16 protein-coding genes are annotated in these 14,798 nt (G+C 68.4%); 2 read left to right on the top strand and 14 right to left on the bottom strand.

Translation table 11 applies throughout. From position 1 onward, the window contains the following. Nucleotides 1-73: 73 nt before the first annotated feature. The gene (locus IC535_RS13975) at nucleotides 74-592 is read right to left on the bottom strand and encodes a DUF421 domain-containing protein (protein ID WP_228887053.1); all 519 of its coding nucleotides are present in this window, start codon (nucleotides 590-592) and stop codon (nucleotides 74-76) included. A gap of 367 nt (nucleotides 593-959) precedes the next feature. Next, entirely contained in the window at nucleotides 960-3,731 is a 2,772-nt protein-coding gene (gene polA / locus IC535_RS13980) for a DNA polymerase I (protein WP_228887054.1), read from the bottom strand. A gap of 97 nt (nucleotides 3,732-3,828) precedes the next feature. On the opposite strand from polA, the gene IC535_RS13985 reads away from it, so the two are divergent. Continuing rightward, nucleotides 3,829-4,113: a DUF2782 domain-containing protein gene (locus IC535_RS13985; RefSeq protein WP_228887055.1), complete on the top strand. Its 285-nt coding sequence runs from the start codon at nucleotides 3,829-3,831 to the stop codon at nucleotides 4,111-4,113. A gap of 88 nt (nucleotides 4,114-4,201) precedes the next feature. Continuing rightward, entirely contained in the window at nucleotides 4,202-4,441 is a 240-nt protein-coding gene (locus IC535_RS13990) for a hypothetical protein (RefSeq protein WP_228887056.1), read from the top strand. Nucleotides 4,442-4,532: 91 nt separating this feature from the next. Here IC535_RS13990 and IC535_RS13995 read toward each other — a convergent pair whose 3' ends face one another. From IC535_RS13995 to IC535_RS14050, 12 genes are all read right to left on the bottom strand, one after another. Further along, entirely contained in the window at nucleotides 4,533-4,979 is a 447-nt protein-coding gene (locus IC535_RS13995; protein ID WP_228887057.1) for a universal stress protein, read from the bottom strand. Nucleotides 4,980-5,053: 74 nt separating this feature from the next. After that, nucleotides 5,054-5,626, bottom strand: a complete 573-nt coding sequence (locus tag IC535_RS14000) for a sugar O-acetyltransferase (RefSeq protein WP_228887058.1) — start codon at nucleotides 5,624-5,626, stop codon at nucleotides 5,054-5,056. A gap of 73 nt (nucleotides 5,627-5,699) precedes the next feature. Beyond that, on the bottom strand, nucleotides 5,700-5,978 hold the full coding sequence (locus IC535_RS14005) for a hypothetical protein (RefSeq protein ID WP_228887059.1): 279 nt from the start codon (nucleotides 5,976-5,978) through the stop codon (nucleotides 5,700-5,702). A 209-nt stretch (nucleotides 5,979-6,187) separates the two neighbouring features. After that, the gene (locus tag IC535_RS14010; protein WP_228887060.1) at nucleotides 6,188-6,742 is read right to left on the bottom strand and encodes a hypothetical protein; all 555 of its coding nucleotides are present in this window, start codon (nucleotides 6,740-6,742) and stop codon (nucleotides 6,188-6,190) included. A gap of 104 nt (nucleotides 6,743-6,846) precedes the next feature. Then, complete coding sequence (locus IC535_RS14015; RefSeq protein ID WP_228887061.1) at nucleotides 6,847-7,173, bottom strand: low molecular weight protein tyrosine phosphatase family protein; 327 nt, start codon at nucleotides 7,171-7,173, stop codon at nucleotides 6,847-6,849. A 17-nt stretch (nucleotides 7,174-7,190) separates the two neighbouring features. Then, the gene (gene uvrD / locus IC535_RS14020) at nucleotides 7,191-9,383 is read right to left on the bottom strand and encodes a DNA helicase II (protein WP_228887062.1); all 2,193 of its coding nucleotides are present in this window, start codon (nucleotides 9,381-9,383) and stop codon (nucleotides 7,191-7,193) included. A 34-nt stretch (nucleotides 9,384-9,417) separates the two neighbouring features. Continuing rightward, nucleotides 9,418-10,425 (bottom strand): subclass B3 metallo-beta-lactamase, encoded by a 1,008-nt coding sequence (gene bla / locus IC535_RS14025; protein ID WP_267473046.1) that lies wholly within the window; start codon nucleotides 10,423-10,425, stop codon nucleotides 9,418-9,420. 145 nt (nucleotides 10,426-10,570) lie between these two features. Then, nucleotides 10,571-11,971, bottom strand: a complete 1,401-nt coding sequence (locus IC535_RS14030; protein ID WP_228887107.1) for an FAD/NAD(P)-binding protein — start codon at nucleotides 11,969-11,971, stop codon at nucleotides 10,571-10,573. A gap of 36 nt (nucleotides 11,972-12,007) precedes the next feature. After that, nucleotides 12,008-13,426: a cardiolipin synthase gene (gene cls / locus IC535_RS14035; RefSeq protein ID WP_228887063.1), complete on the bottom strand. Its 1,419-nt coding sequence runs from the start codon at nucleotides 13,424-13,426 to the stop codon at nucleotides 12,008-12,010. A gap of 197 nt (nucleotides 13,427-13,623) precedes the next feature. After that, entirely contained in the window at nucleotides 13,624-13,791 is a 168-nt protein-coding gene (gene rpmG / locus IC535_RS14040; protein WP_172407465.1) for a 50S ribosomal protein L33, read from the bottom strand. 10 nt (nucleotides 13,792-13,801) lie between these two features. Beyond that, complete coding sequence (rpmB, locus tag IC535_RS14045; RefSeq protein ID WP_005411638.1) at nucleotides 13,802-14,038, bottom strand: 50S ribosomal protein L28; 237 nt, start codon at nucleotides 14,036-14,038, stop codon at nucleotides 13,802-13,804. Nucleotides 14,039-14,261: 223 nt separating this feature from the next. Continuing rightward, a complete protein-coding gene (locus tag IC535_RS14050; protein WP_228887064.1) occupies nucleotides 14,262-14,771 on the bottom strand; it encodes a DNA polymerase III subunit epsilon in 510 nt (169 codons plus the stop codon). Nucleotides 14,772-14,798 lie beyond the last annotated feature (27 nt).

Below are 14,798 nucleotides of genomic sequence, written 5' to 3' on the forward strand. Positions count from 1 at the left end.
AGATGCTCGTCATCCTCAACGCCCGCAAACGGGACGCCGAAGTGGCCCTGACAGGCATCTGACAAGACAGTTGCTACGGGGCGCTGGGCAGATTGTTTTTCCCCTCCACGCCTGGCGTGGATCTACGCGGCACGATGGTGATGTGGCCGTTTATCTCCAGCAGCGCCATCGCCACCTCGCTCACGTCCAGGCAGCCCTGCTGGCGCAGTGCCGCGGCGAAGTCGGCCTGGGTGACCAGTTCGCGTTTGAGCACCGAATCGAGCAGCCTGCCGTCGCGGGCGATCAGCACCGGCTCGCCTTCGACCAGGGCTTCGATGCGGCGGCTGCGCGTGGTCAGCCAGCCCACGCCGTAGTTGATGCAGATCAGCGTGGCCGCCAGCAGCAGCCCGCCGCCCAGGGAGGTGTCCTGGCCCAGCAGGGCGTTCTGCACCGCGTTGCCGAGCAGCACGATCAGCAGCACGTCGAATGCGGTGATCTGGCCCAGCGCGCGCTTGCCCGACAGCCGCACCATGCCCAGCACCACCGCATACACCACCACCGCGCGCAGGATGAATTCCCACCACGGCATGGCCAGCGTAAACAGGTCGCTCATCACGTCCTCCCCGGTTCAGCCCACAGCATGCGGGGCGGTGGAGGTGGCGGCAACATCCGGGATGATGCGGACCGAGCTATGGCGGCCTTTGTGGCCGCCCAAATAAAAAGCCCCGCCGACCAGGGGGAGGTCAGCGGGGCCGGGGAACGGGCGCTTGGGGAGGAGCCCCCGTTCCGAGATCTGCTCCAGGGGATGGGAGAGATCCACAACAGGCATTGCGCCTGTCGAGGTCTATAAAAGCACCCCGAACATTGATAGTTCGTGAAGGGGCCCAATTAAGCCTGCCTTACCACGGGAAACATTCATCCAACAGTCAGTTTTTGCGGACAGAGTGAACGAATTCAGCAGTTTCACCGTGATTGACGTCTCAGTGAGCCTCGTCCCAGTTATCGCCGACGCCGGCATCCACCACCAACGGCACACGCATCTGGGCTGAAGACGACATCAGCTCCACCACCTTCAAACGCAAGGTCTCCAGGAACGAACTTTCGGTTTCGAAGACCAGTTCATCGTGTACCTGCATGATCATCCGGGCCTGGCCGTTCTGGCCCTGCAGCCAGTCGTCCACCTTGACCATGGCCCGCTTGATGATGTCCGCCGCGGTGCCCTGCATCGGGGCATTGATCGCGGCGCGCTCGGCACCGGCACGCAGGCCCTGGTTGCGGGCGTTGATGTCGTTCAGGTACAGCCGGCGGCCTTCCAGGGTTTCCACATAGCCGTGGTCGCGGGCCTGCTGGCGCATGCGCTCCATGAAATCGCGCACGCCCGGGTAACGGCTGAAGTACAGCGCCACGTAATCCTGGGCCTGGCCACGGTCGATGCCCAGGTTGCGGGCCAGCCCGAACGCGCTCATGCCGTACATCAGGCCGAAGTTGATCGCCTTGGCCGCGCGGCGCTCGTTGGGGGTGACCTGGTCCAGCGCGCGCCCGAACACCTCGGCGGCGGTGGCGCGGTGCACGTCCACGCCGAGCTCGAAGGCGCGCACCAGGCCCGGGTCTTCGGACAGGTGGGCCATGATCCGCAGTTCGATCTGCGAGTAGTCGCAGGCCAGGATCTTGCAGCCCGGCGGGGCCACGAAGGCGCGGCGGATGCGGCGGCCGTCCTCGGTGCGGATCGGGATGTTCTGCAGGTTGGGGTCCGACGAAGACAGCCGGCCGGTGGCGGCACCGGACTGGTGGTAGCTGGTATGGACCCGGCCGGTGGCCGGGTTGACCATCTCCGGCAGCTTGTCGGTGTAGGTGCTGCGCAGCTTGGCCAGGCCGCGGTATTCCAGGATCACCCGCGGCAGCTCGTGCTGTTCGGCGATCGCCTCCAGCGCCTCTTCATTGGTGCTGGGCTGGCCCTTTGGGGTCTTGATCAGCGCCGGCAGCTTCAGTTCGTCGAACAGCACCGCCTGCAGCTGCTTGGGCGAATCCAGGTTGAAGGTACGCCCGGCCAGTTCGGTGGCCTTCTGCTGGGCAGCCAGCATGCGCACGCCCAGGTCCTGGCTCTGCCGGCGCAGCTCGGTCATGTCGATGTGCACGCCATTGGCCTCGATCCGCGCCAGCACCGGCACCAGCGGCATCTCGATATCGCGGTAGACCCGCTCCAGCGCCGGGATGTCCTGCAGCTGCGGCTGCAGCACGCGGTGCAGGCGCAGGGTGATGTCGGCGTCTTCGGCGGCGTAGCGGCCGGCTTCATCCAGGCCCACCTGCGAGAACGAAATCTGCTTGGCGCCCTTGCCGGCCACATCCTCGAACTTGATCGTGTTGTAGCCCAGGTAGCGCATCGCCAGCGAATCCATGTCGTGGCGGGTGGCGGTGGAATTGAGCACGAAGCTCTCCAGCATGGTGTCGTCGTGGTAGCCCTGCACGTCCACCCCGTGCCGGCGCAGCACGTGCAGGTCGTACTTGCCGTGCTGGCCGAGCTTCTTCTTGGCCGGGTCCTGCAGGATCGGGCGCAGTGCGTCCAGCACCTGCTGCAGCGGCAGCTGCGCCGGCGCGCCGGGATAGTTGTGGCCGACCGGGATATAGGCGGCGCGGCCGGGCTCGACCGCCAGGCTGATGCCGACCAGGTTGGCGCGCATCGCATCGAGCGCGTCGGTCTCGGTATCCAGGGCGATCAGCTCGGCGGCGGCGGCGCGCTGCACCCAGGCATCGAGCTGCTCGGTGGTCAGCACGGTCTCGTACTCACCGGCGGCCGACAGCGCCGCATCGACCGGGGCGGCCGCTTCGTCCGGCGTAGCGCGCGCGTAGCCGGCGGCGGTGCCGCGCAGGCTCACCGGCGCATCGCTGGCGTCGGCCGGCGCAGGCACCGGGCCACCCAGTTCCTTCAGCGCCTGGGTGAAGCCGTAGCGCAGGTACAGCTCGCTCAGGGTGGGCACGTCCGGGTCGCGCAGGCCCAGCGTGCGCGGGCTGGCCTCCAGCGGCACGTCGGTGCGGATGGTGACCAGGTCGCGGTTCAACGGCAGGCGCTCCAGCGCCGCGCGCAGGTTTTCGCCGATCTTGCCCTTCATCGCCGGTGCCGCGGCCATCACCCCATCCAGGCTCTGGTATTCGGCCAGCCACTTGGCCGCCGTCTTGGGGCCGCACTTGTCCACGCCGGGCACGTTGTCCACGGCATCGCCCATCAATGCCAGCAGGTCGACGATCTGGTCGGCGCGTACACCGAACTTGTCCATCACCGCCGCGTCCGAATCCAGGCGGCTGCCGGTCATGGTGTTGACCAGTTCGATGCCCGGCCGGACCAGCTGGGCAAAGTCCTTGTCGCCGGTGGAAATGGTCACCTGCAGGCCGTCGCGCTGGCCCTGCAGGGCCAATGTGCCGATCACATCGTCGGCTTCCACGCCGGGGATGCGCAGGATGGTCAGGCCCAGGGCTTCGACGATGCGGCACATCGGTTCAACCTGCGGGCGCAGGTCGTCGGGCATGGGCGGGCGGTTGGCCTTGTAATCGGCGTACAGGTCGTCGCGGAAGGTCTTGCCGGGCGCGTCGACCACGAACGCGATGAACGCCGGGCGTTCCTTCAGCGTGGCGCGCAGCATGTTGACCACGCCAAACAGCGCGCCGGTGGGCTCGCCCTGGGCATTGGTCAGCGGCGGAAGCGCGTGGAACGCGCGGTACAGGTAACTGGACCCGTCAATCAGGACTAATCGGCTCATGCGACGATTCTACGCGCCCGATGCCGGCCGCCGAAGGCGCGCGGCTCACGGCGGGTGGGGCATAATCGGAACTCCCCCGTCCAAGGACCCTCGGCCCATGAAGACCCTGTTGCTGGTTGGCCTGCTTGCATTGGCCGGTTGCGCCACCACCGGAGGCGCAGGCGCCCCGCCCGTGGACGTCAGCGGTGCCGATGTGGTGCGCAAGACCCTGGGCAATGGCGATACCCTCGAGGAATACCGGGTGGGCGGCCAGCTGCGCATGGTCAAGGTGACCCCGGCGCGCGGCGCGCCGTTCTACATGTACGACCGCAACGGCGATGGCCAGATGGACAACGACAAGGACGGCGTGTCGCCGGTGTACTGGAAGTTGTACAGCTGGTGAGCCCGGCCTGCCCGCCCTGGCGGCGGGCCATCCTGGAATGCCGCTTGCATCGATGCCTGCACTCGACCGTCCGCTTGTTTGCACCGACATGAATACGCCCGAACGCCGCCAGCCCCACGATGACGCCCGCCTGCGCGCCGGTCTCACCGCCGAGCAGCGGCAGGCCCTGGAGACGCTGGAGCATTTCGGCTGGCAACTGCGCTTCGTGCGCCGCCCGCTGTTCCGCGACCCGATACCGGTGCTGTTCGACCGCAGCGGCGAGCGCTACGTGGTGCTGCAGCCCGACGGCAGCCTGGACGAGTCGCAGACGCTGAAACTGCGCGACTGACGCCGAACCCGCAATCCGGTAGTGCCGGCCGCTGGCCGGCTCCTCGCATCACCAATTGCAAGCGGAGCGGCCAACGGCCGGCACCAGCTCGTCAGCGGATGACCAGCACCGGCACCGTGCTGCGCGCCAGGACCTCGGCGGTCTGGCTGCCCAGCAGCACCCGGGTAACCCCGCGACGGCCGTGCGAGGTCATCACGATCAGGTCGCTGCTGCGCTCGGTGGCGGTGTCGATGATGCCGTCGGCGGCATAGCGGTCCAGCACGTGCACGACGTTGGCGCGCAGCCCCTGCGCCTGGGCGACGGCCTGGGCCGGGGCCAGCACCTTCTGCGCGGTTTCTTCGCGGTCGGCCTTGTACTCGGGGCTGTTCATATAGCCCACGCTCCAGCCCATGGCGTCGTACATGCCCACCGCCCACGGCTCGGACACGGTCACGATATCGACCTCGGCGTCCAGGTCCTTGGCCAGTTCCAGGCCTTTGCGCAGGCCCTTCTCGGCCAGTTCCGAACCATCGGTGGCAATCAGGATGCGCTTGTACATGGCGGGCTCCTCAGCGGTGAAGAAGGAAGGGCCACCATTGCACACCCGGCGTGCACGGCGTGCCTTGAGCCAGATCAAACTTCCGGTGGCTGGCGTGCGCGAACCACCCGCGCCGGGTTGCCCACTACCGTGGCCCCGGCCGCAACATCGCCGGTGACCACGCTGCCGGCCCCCACCACGGCGCCGTCGCCGATCTCCACCCCGGGCAGCACGATCGCGCCGCCACCGATCCACACATTGCGTCCGATCCGCACCGGCCGCGCCGATTCCAGCCCGGTCGCCCGCGCCTGCGCATCACGCGGGTGGTCGGCGGCATAGATCTGCACCGCCGGCCCGATCTGGCTGCCCGCGCCAATGCGGACCTCGGCCACGTCGAGGATGACGCAGTTGTAGTTGAGGAACACGCCCTCGCCCAGGTGGATGTGGCTGCCGTAGTCGCAATGGAACGGCGGGCGGATCACCGCGCCTTCGCCCACCGCGCCCAGCCGCTCGCGCAGCAGCGCGTGGCGGACGGTGGGCGACTCGGCCAGGGCGGCGTTGTAGCGCACCATCCAGGCCTTGGCTGCGGCCATCTCGGCCTGCAGCTGCGGGTCGCCCGGCCGGTACGGCTGGCCGGACAGCATCTTTTCCTTTTCGCTCAGCGCCATGCAGGTTCCTCGTTGCGGCCCCCGATGATGCCTTGGCCGCCACCTCCGGCGTAAGCGGTACCCGACCGGACGCTCAGGCCACGCTCACCCGCCGGCGCCGCAGCGGCAGGCGTACCGCCAGGACCACCACCAGCGCGGTGGCGGCCGCGGTCATCCAGAACGGCCAGGCCGCGAGCAGCGCGCACAGGCCGGTGGGCCGGGGCTCGCAGCGCAGGCGCAACAGGTCCAGGCCGCCGCCGGCCTCCAGGCAGGCATAGGCGCGGTGGAACAGGGCCAGCACCGGCGCCATCCAGCCCGCCGACACGGTCAGCGTGGACAGGGCGGCCAGCAGGTACGGAATTCCCTTGTTCATGTATGCGCTCCCAGCAGACAGCGCCAGACTCTGGGCGCCGCGCCGGGGTGCCACAAGCGCCACGCGACGAAGCCGCCGAAATCCGGGATGAGTGCCGGGCCGGTGCGGATGAGTGGGGGGCGTTTGGGCGCCGGGTGGACAGCCAGCGCCGGCACTGCGTGCCAACTGACTGCCTGCAGTCAATGGCCCGGCGCTGGCCGGCCCTGCTGTCAGGCGATGCGCACCACGCGCGCGCCCTGGCACAGCGGATAGGTCGCAACCAGTTCGGCGATGCGTTCGTGCAGGGTGTCGAACGACACACCGTACAGGTACAGCGCGGTTTCGGTCGGCCCCTGCCACCAGCTGCAGATCTCGCCCACGCCTTCGATGCGTTCGACGATCTGCTCGAACACGTAGTTCGAATCGCACTGCTCGTAGACCTCATCGGGCAGGTCTGTACCGTTCAAGTACAGCGCCAGGCCTTCGGTGACACCGAACGGCTGGTCCGGCGCACCTGCACGCTGGATCAGCGAGCCCTTCGGCGCGCCCAGCTGTTCCAGCAGTTCGATCACGCCCGGCAGCGAGGCGGGATCGTTCAGCGCGATCTCGATATCGCCATAGTCCACTTCGCCGCCTTCGGTCAGCGCGGTACCGCCGCCGGTAAGCTGGCCCAGCTCGGCGCTTTCCAACAGCGCCTCGAGCGGATCCTCGAACAACTCATGGCGATGCTCGGGTTGCAGCTTGGCATTCAATTTGACGGTGACGTGCAGCGGGGAATCGGTCATGGAGGTGGCCTGTGCCAACGGGATAGCACCATTGTAGTGCCGGCCGCTGGCCGGCTCCCGATGGCAACCGAGCGAAGAGCCACCGGCCAGTGGCCGGCAGGCCTTCACCGCAGGAACGGCGCAACCTTGCGCTCCAGCAGTTCCACCAGCGCAGGCGCCATGAAATCGTAATCGTCGGGAATATCCAGGCAGACGATGCGCTTGCTGCCCAGCCATGGCCGGAACCGGCTGGACAGGCGACTGCGGTGGGCGCGCTCCATCACGAAGACCAGGTCTGCCCAACGCAGCAGTTCCGGGCTGACCGGCACGTCGGCATCGGGCTTGAGCCCGGCCGAGGCGGTTTCGATGCCGGGCCAGTCGGCGAACACCTGCTCGGCGGTGGGGCTACGCAGGCGGTTCTGGCTGCAGATGAACAGGACGTGGCGCGTCATCCCCGGCGCGCCCGACCTTACAGCACCGTCAGGTTGGCATAGGCCATCACCAGCCACTTGCTGCCGGCTTCGGCAAACTCCACCTGCACGCGCGCATGTGCGCCGCTGCCTTCGTAATCGGTAACCATGCCTTCGCCGAAGCGGGCGTGGCTGACCATGGCGCCCAGCTTCAACGGCGGCGCCTCCAGGGCGGCATGGCCCATCACCCGGTTGGCGCCGAGCGAGGCGGTGCGCGACACCTGCACCTTGGGCCGCACTTCGTTGAGCAGTTCGCGCGGAATCTCGCGCAGGAAGCGCGAGGGCACGTTGTAGTTTTCCTGGCCGTGGATGCGCCGCGATTCGGCGTAGCTCAGCACCAGCTTCTGGCGGGCGCGGGTGATGCCTACGTAGGCCAGGCGGCGCTCTTCCTCCAGCCGGCCGCTTTCTTCCAGCGAGCGCGCGCTCGGGAACAGGCCATCTTCCATGCCGGCCAGGAACACGATCGGGAACTCCAGGCCCTTGGCCGAGTGCAGCGTCATCAGCTGCACGCCTTCCTCGCCGGCCTGGGCCTGGCCTTCGCCGGCCTCCAGCGAGGCGTAGGACAGGAACGCGACCAGTTCGCTCATGGTCTCGCCGGTCTCTTCGATGTCGTCCTCGCGGCGGACGAAGCGCGAGGCTACCGATACCAGTTCGTCCAGGTTGTCCGCGCGCGATTCCGAATCCAGCGCGTTGCGGCTTTCCTTGGACCAGTGCTCGCGCAGGCCCGAGCGCACCAGCACGTGGTCGATGCGTTCGGCCAGGGTCATCTCGCCGGCTTCGGCATGCAACTGGTTGACCAGGACAAGGAACCCGGCCAGCGCATTGCGCGCGCGCGCGGCCAGTTCGTTGCCCTGGGTGGTGAGCATGGTGGCTTCCCACAGCGAGATGGCGTGGCTGCGCGCCAACCGGCGCACTTCGTCCAGGGTGCGGTCGCCGATGCCACGGGTGGGCGTGTTGACCGCGCGCTCGAAGGCGGCGTCGTCGTTACGGTTGGTCATCAGCCGCAGGTAGGCCAGCGCGTCCTTGATTTCGGCGCGCTCGAAGAAGCGCATGCCGCCGTACACGCGGTAGGGCACCTGTTCGGACAGCAGGGCTTCTTCGAACGCACGCGACTGTGCGTTGCTGCGGTAAAGCACCGCGGCATCGCCGTAGCTCCCGCCGTCGCGCACCCACTGGCGGGCCCGTTCGACCACGTAACGGGCCTCGTCCATTTCGTTGTAGGCCGCGTACAGGTCGATAGGCTCGCCATCGCCGCTGTCAGTCCACAGCTCCTTGCCGATCCGGTCCGGGTTGTGCGCGATCACCGCGTTGGCGGCGCCGAGGATGTTGGCGCTGGAGCGGTAGTTCTGCTCCAGTCGCACAGTCTGCGCACCGGGGAAATCCTTGAGGAAGCGCTGCACGTTCTCGACCTTGGCGCCGCGCCAGCCATAGATGGCCTGGTCGTCGTCGCCGACCACGAACACGTGGCCGCTGTCGCCGGCCAGCACGCGCACGAAGGCGTACTGGATGGCGTTGGTGTCCTGGAACTCGTCCACCAGGATCTCGCGGAAACGCGAGCGGTAGTGGGCCAGCAACGCCGGGTTGTCGCGCAGCAGTTCATGCGCGCGCAGCAGCAGCTCGGCGAAATCGACCAGGCCGGCGCGGTCGCAGCGTTCCTGGTAGGCGGCATAAGCCTGGCGCATGGTTTCCAGCCACGCATCGTGCGGCTCGGGCTGGATGTGCTGCGGCCGGCGGCCCTCGTCCTTCTGCTCGTTGATCCACCAGGCGATCTGCTTGGGCGGGTGCTTGCCGTCGTCGATCTCCAGCTGCTGCACCACGCGCTTGACCAGCCGCAGCTGGTCGTCCGAATCGAGCACCTGGAAACTGTCGGGCAGCCTGGCGTCCTGGTAATGCAGGCGCAGCAGGCGGTGGGCCAGCCCATGGAAGGTGCCGATCCACGCGCCGCGGCTGCCCTGCGGCAGCTGCAGGTCGATGCGGTGGCGCATTTCGCCGGCGGCCTTGTTGGTGAAGGTCACCGCGAAAATGCCATGGGTAGGCACGCCGCAGACTTCATTCAGCCAGGCGATGCGGTGGATAAGCACGCGGGTCTTGCCGGAACCGGCACCGGCAAGCACCAGATGGTGGCCGGGCGGGGCGGACACAGCTTCGCGCTGGGCGGGGTTGAGCCCGTCGAGCAAGTGGGAGACATCCATCGGGCTATTTTACGCCCTCCGCGCCTTCCCTGCGTCAGGGCTTACGGCCAGCCGCCTCCTCCTTCAGGCGGGCGTCCAGCTGGGCGCGCCCGTTCTGCGCGTAACGCCGGCAGGCCCCCGCATCGACCAGCGGCGCTGCCCTATCGCCTGCCAGGCGGGCGAACAGATCGCTGCCCAGGGGATGCGGCGTCAGCTGCACATCGCAGGGCAGCGTGGCCAGGGTGTCCAGGCCACGCCGGAAGGCGGCCACCATCTGCGGATGATCCAGGTAGCGGTACTGCGCGTCGGAGATGGCGCTGACGCTGTCGGTGTAGGCGATGTCCAGGCAACGCGTGCCCTCGCAGGAACGCCATGTCCAGCTGGTGCCACCGGGAGTGTGGCCCGGCGTGGCATGCGCGGTCAGCGCCAACGGACCAACACGGACCACCTCGCCGTCGCCGATCACCGCGGCGTCGGCCACCGGCGGGAAGGTCCCACCGGGCTCGAGGTACTGCGGATCGCTGCGGTCGCTCCTGCCGTTGCGCAGCGTGGCCAGCGCAGGCGCGCGCGCCAGCAGCGGGGCGCCGGTGGCCGCCTGCAGGTGGGCCAGGCCGGCGGCATGGTCGGAATGTTCGTGCGAGTTCAACAGGTATTTCACCGCGTGCGGATCCAAGCCCAGCGCACGGATATTGGCCTCGATCAGCGGACCGGCCGCCACGGTGCCGCCGTCGATCAGCACATGGCCCTGGTCGGAGGTGACCAGCACCGCCGACAGCCCGCAGGTGCCCACGTACCACGTGTTGCCGAAGATACGCCGTGGCGGGGCGCGATCGTTCCAGCCCTCCATGACGCCGGCACCCGCCGGGCAGGCCGGAATGTCATCGACTGCGCTGGCCACGGGCGTCGCGGCGCTGGCCGGCGCACCGGGTGCGGGGGCATCGGCCCTGTCCGCCGGCCGACAGGCGGCCAGCAGCATGCCCATACCCAGTACGGCGAACACGCGGCGCATCACGGCCGAGGCAGCGGGGGCGCGCAGGGCGGTCGGGGCGGAGGTGGGCGTCATGCGCATTCCCGGTCTGAAAGACAGCAGCCTAGAGCGGTAGGCGCGCCGTCACCAATGCGAAGATTGAGACAGAGGCATTAGCCCTTTCTATACCTCGCTTCAACCGTACTGCGTGTTGTCGCAGTTGGCCTACCCCCGCAAGGCGTCAGCCCAGCGCGCGCCCTGCGGCCTGTTGCGCCTGCACCCGCAATTCCGGAATGGCCAGGCTTTCCCACAGCGTGCCGATGCGCAGGCTGCCAACCACCTGGATGCCGGGCTGTGGCTGCCCACCCGCATCGAGCAGGTGGCCCTGCTGCACCGACGTATCCAACCCCAGCCCATGCGGGCCCGGGCGCGCATGGCCGTCGGCCAGCAACTGCTGGACCAGCGGATTGCGCATCGCGGTGGCGCGGGTTTCCACCCCGGTGGCATTGATCAGCGCACCCACCTGCAGTGGCGGCAGGCCGCCGTCGGCGCCGTGCGCATGCACCTGCAGAGTGCCATCGAGCACCAGCACGGTATCCAGCCGCGCGCGATGCCGTTGCAATTGGCCGCTGCGCTCCAGCGCGGTGACCTGCGCATGCACCTGCCTGGCGATGCGATGGCGGTGCACGTCCCAGTACCGCACCACGTGGCGCAGGAAACGGCGCTGGTCGGCGGCATCCAGCCCCCACCACAGTGCCTGGCCGAGCGGGCGGATGCGATCCATCACGCTCTGCCACGGCAGGCCCTGCGCGACGGCGTCACGGGCATGCCCGCGCAGCGCGCGCAGCGCCTGCCGCAGTGGCAGGCCCGGCAGCGGTTGCGGATCGAAGCTGGCCGCGCCGCCGTGCGCGTGCGGCAACGGCAGCAGCGCGTGGCGCGACAGTACGTGGATACGGCCGCGATGCCCGGCGTTGGCCAGGGCCACCACGCTGTCGGCCATGCTCAGGCCCGAGCCGATGATGGCCAGGTCGCCGTCGCCGGCCAGCATGCGCACGCCGTCGTAGTCCCAGGCATCGACGACCTTGCCCGGCGGCAGCGCGTCGGCGCCGGCGACCGGCAGCGGACGCATGCTGTTGCCGCAGGCCAGCACCACCTGGCGCGCCTGCCAGCTGTCGCCGCCGGCCAGGGTCAGGCGCTGCGTGGCGGTGCCGGGCTGCAACGCGGTCACCGCGTCATGCACCACGCTGAACTGCGCGGGGCTGCCGGCCTGCGCCTGCTCCAGCCGTGCCTGCAGGTAGGCCGCATAGCAGCGGCGCGGCGCGTACTCGGCGGCCAGCGCGTCGCGCGGCATGCCGGGGAACGCGTCGACCTGCAACAGGTAGTCGAGGAAATCATCGGGGGCATCGGGCAGCCCGCTCATCCTGCCGACCGGCACGTTGAGCAGGTGCTCCGGCCACGGGGTGGCGTAGGCGATGCCCTGGGCCAGCACCGAGGCCGGCTCGAACAAGGCGACATGTAACGCAGTGGTTGCAGTGCGCAGCGCATGCAGCGCCACCAGTACGCCCGCCGCGCCGCCGCCGACAATGGCCAGATCACACTGGCGAAGGGATTGGGTTGCCGTCATGCCCCGATTGTAGGCGATGCACGCGATGGCCCCGTACCGGCCATCGCCGCGGCGCTACATCAGCGCATCGGCCAGCCGCGCGATGCCTTCGCGGCTGCGCCGCCACGCCGCGCGCTGGCGCCAGCTGCGCAGGTCGAGCTGGCGCGATTGGCCCAGGTAGTCGTTTTCGATCTGCAGCAGCTGGGCGACGATGCCGCGGTCGTAGCAGAGCATGCCGATTTCGGCATTGAGCGCGAACGAGCGGATATCCAGGTTGATCGAACCGACCAGGGCGATGTCCTCGTCCACGGTCAGGTGCTTGGCATGCAGGAAACAGGGCTGGTACAGCGCGATGCGCACCCCGCAGCGCAGCAGTTCATCGTAGTAGGCCTCCTGCGCCCACGCGGTGAGCCGCTGGTTGCTGCTGGCCGACAGGATCAGCTGCACCTGCACCCCCGACAGCGCGGCAATGCGCAGTGCGCTGAGGGTGGCCTCGTCGGGCACGAAATACGGGGTGACCAGCACGATGCGGCGGCGCGCCAGGTGGATCAGCGCATTGACCGCATCGCGTGCATTGCTGAACGGGTAGGCCGGGCCACTGGGCAGCAGCTGGGTGGCCACGTCGGCCGAGCACACCGGTACGGCGGTCAGCACGTCCAAGCGCTGGCCGGTTTCCATGTACCAGTCGCTGGCGAACACCGCCTCCAGGTGCGCCACGCCCGGGCCGCGCACGCGCGCGACCAGTTCCTTGTTGGGGAAGCCGGGCACGAACTGCGCCTGCGCCAGGTTCTGCGAGCCGATGTAGCCGACCCGGTTGTCGATCACCGCGATCTTGCGGTGGTTGCGCAGGTCCATGCGCCCGCTGCGCCGCCAGCGCAGGCCGCCGGGCAGCATCGCCCGGACGTCCACGCCGAGCGCCTGCAACCGGCGCCGGTAATGGCGCAGGCCGCGCTTGGCCCCCACCGCATCCAGCAACAGCCGGCAGTGCACGCCGCGCGCGGCGGCGCGCTGCAGGGCCTGCACGATGGCCTCGCCAACCGCATCGTCGAACATCAGGTAGTACAACAGGTGGACGCGCTCGCGGGCCTGGTCGATGTCGGCGACCAGCGCCTGCAGCGAAGCGTCGTAGTCGTTCAGCAGTTCCACCGCGTTGCCGTGGATGGGCATGAAATCGCCCTGGCGCTCGATCAGCGGCACGATCTCGGCGGTGGCGGTATCGGCTACCGGCGTCCAGCGCAGTGGCGGCTGCAGTGCCTGTTCCTCGCGAATCACCTGTGAGGCCTCGGCCTGGCGCTGCACGCGCTGGCGCGACAGCCATGGGTGGCCGAACAGCAGGTACAGCGGCAGGCCCAGCAGCGGCACGAAGCCGACCAGCAGCAGCCAGCTGCGCGCCGCACCCGGGGTGGTGCGGGTGGGAATCCAGAACAGCGCGGCCAGCCGGATCAGCCAGTCCAGCAGCAATAACCAGGAACCCAGCAGCCACTCGAACAGCATCGCATCGCCCGTCGGGGGTGTGCAGGCATTCTGCCATGGGTGGTGTACACGGCCGTGTTGCCGTGGTGGGCCTGGCCGCCAACGGGCGTGGCCACCAAAGGGCGTGACCACCAACGGTGGCCACCTACCGGACGCGGCCAACAAAAAACCCGCCACGAGGGCGGGTTCTTCAGGGGAAGCTCAAGCATCCTTGCGGATTACTTGATCTTGCCTTCCTTGTACAGGACGTGCTTGCGCACGACCGGATCGTACTTCAGGAATTCCATCTTCCCGGGGGTGTTCTTCTTGTTCTTGTCCGTCGTGTAGAAGTGGCCAGTGTTGGCCGTCGAAATCAGACGGATCTTGTCGCGCTTGCCTGCCATGATCGTTTACTCCTCAGACCTTTTCGCCGCGCGCACGCAGCTCAGCCAGAACGGAATCGATGCCGTTCTTGTCGATGGTGCGCAGGGCATGCGCGGAAACACGAAGCTTGACCCAGCGGTTTTCGCTGGCCACCCAGAAGCGGCGCTCGTGCAGGTTGGGCAGGAAACGACGACGGGTCTTGTTGTTGGCGTGCGAGACGTTGTTACCCGTCTGCACTCGCTTGCCGGAAACTTGGCATACGCGGGACATTGCGCACCTCGATGAAAGTAGTTGTCAGCCCATAGCCCGGGCGACGGCGGCCTCGGCGGTTTCCCGCCACACGTCATGAGAATCAAAGGGTTACGCTGTCGAGGGCAGGCCGGATGACGTGTTCCCGGCCACCGATCCGGAACAATCCGGACACAGCGAGCCGCGCATTATGCCGCAGCCGGGGCGGCGCTGCAAGTTGTCCACAGGACGGGGCAGCAGGCCCTCAGCGCAGGTGCGGGATCACCTGGGCCAGCAGGTGGGCATCCTTCAGGGCGCCGTGCAGGCCCCGGCTGTGGACAATGCCCAGCCGCTGCAGCAGGTCGTCGAGCTTGTTGGGCATGCCCGGCCAGCGGCGCCGGGCCAGTTGCAGGCTGCAGGTGACCCGGCAGTGCCGGCCCAGGCCACCGGGGATGCCGGCCAACCGCAGCTCGTTGTCCAGGAAGCCGACATCGAAGCTGGCGTTGTGGGCGACCATCTCGCTGCCGCCGAGGAAGTCCAGCAGTTCGGTGGCCTTGCTGGCGAACAGCGGCTTGCCCACCAGCATGGCATCGCTGATGCCGTGCACGCGCTGCGCGCGCCAGTCCACGCTGCGCTGCGGCTGCAGGTAGGTGTGGAACTGGCGGCCACTGATCCGGCCATCAATCACCTCCACCGCCCCGATTTCGATGACCCGGTCGCCCAGCCGATGCGAGATGCCGGTGGTTTCGGTGTCCAAGCTGATCACGCGTTGCATGCGGTTCCTTGCGCTTGCCTGCGGCCC

Source organism: Stenotrophomonas rhizophila (assembly GCF_020857975.1).
GTDB lineage: Bacteria > Pseudomonadota > Gammaproteobacteria > Xanthomonadales > Xanthomonadaceae > Stenotrophomonas > Stenotrophomonas rhizophila_C.

What these genes read in the sequence shown, in the direction of transcription:
- IC535_RS13975 (WP_228887053.1), bottom strand. Translation starts at nt 592, where the DNA reads ATGAGCGACCTGTTTACGCTGGCCATGCCGTGGTGGGAATTCATCCTG.
- polA (WP_228887054.1), bottom strand. Translation starts at nt 3,731, where the DNA reads ATGAGCCGATTAGTCCTGATTGACGGGTCCAGTTACCTGTACCGCGCG.
- IC535_RS13985 (WP_228887055.1), top strand. Translation starts at nt 3,829, where the DNA reads ATGAAGACCCTGTTGCTGGTTGGCCTGCTTGCATTGGCCGGTTGCGCC.
- IC535_RS13990 (WP_228887056.1), top strand. Translation starts at nt 4,202, where the DNA reads ATGAATACGCCCGAACGCCGCCAGCCCCACGATGACGCCCGCCTGCGC.
- IC535_RS13995 (WP_228887057.1), bottom strand. Translation starts at nt 4,979, where the DNA reads ATGTACAAGCGCATCCTGATTGCCACCGATGGTTCGGAACTGGCCGAG.
- IC535_RS14000 (WP_228887058.1), bottom strand. Translation starts at nt 5,626, where the DNA reads ATGGCGCTGAGCGAAAAGGAAAAGATGCTGTCCGGCCAGCCGTACCGG.
- IC535_RS14005 (WP_228887059.1), bottom strand. Translation starts at nt 5,978, where the DNA reads ATGAACAAGGGAATTCCGTACCTGCTGGCCGCCCTGTCCACGCTGACC.
- IC535_RS14010 (WP_228887060.1), bottom strand. Translation starts at nt 6,742, where the DNA reads ATGACCGATTCCCCGCTGCACGTCACCGTCAAATTGAATGCCAAGCTG.
- IC535_RS14015 (WP_228887061.1), bottom strand. Translation starts at nt 7,173, where the DNA reads ATGACGCGCCACGTCCTGTTCATCTGCAGCCAGAACCGCCTGCGTAGC.
- uvrD (WP_228887062.1), bottom strand. Translation starts at nt 9,383, where the DNA reads ATGGATGTCTCCCACTTGCTCGACGGGCTCAACCCCGCCCAGCGCGAA.
- bla (WP_267473046.1), bottom strand. Translation starts at nt 10,425, where the DNA reads ATGACGCCCACCTCCGCCCCGACCGCCCTGCGCGCCCCCGCTGCCTCG.
- cls (WP_228887063.1), bottom strand. Translation starts at nt 13,426, where the DNA reads ATGCTGTTCGAGTGGCTGCTGGGTTCCTGGTTATTGCTGCTGGACTGG.
- rpmB (WP_005411638.1), bottom strand. Translation starts at nt 14,038, where the DNA reads ATGTCCCGCGTATGCCAAGTTTCCGGCAAGCGAGTGCAGACGGGTAAC.
- IC535_RS14050 (WP_228887064.1), bottom strand. Translation starts at nt 14,771, where the DNA reads ATGCAACGCGTGATCAGCTTGGACACCGAAACCACCGGCATCTCGCAT.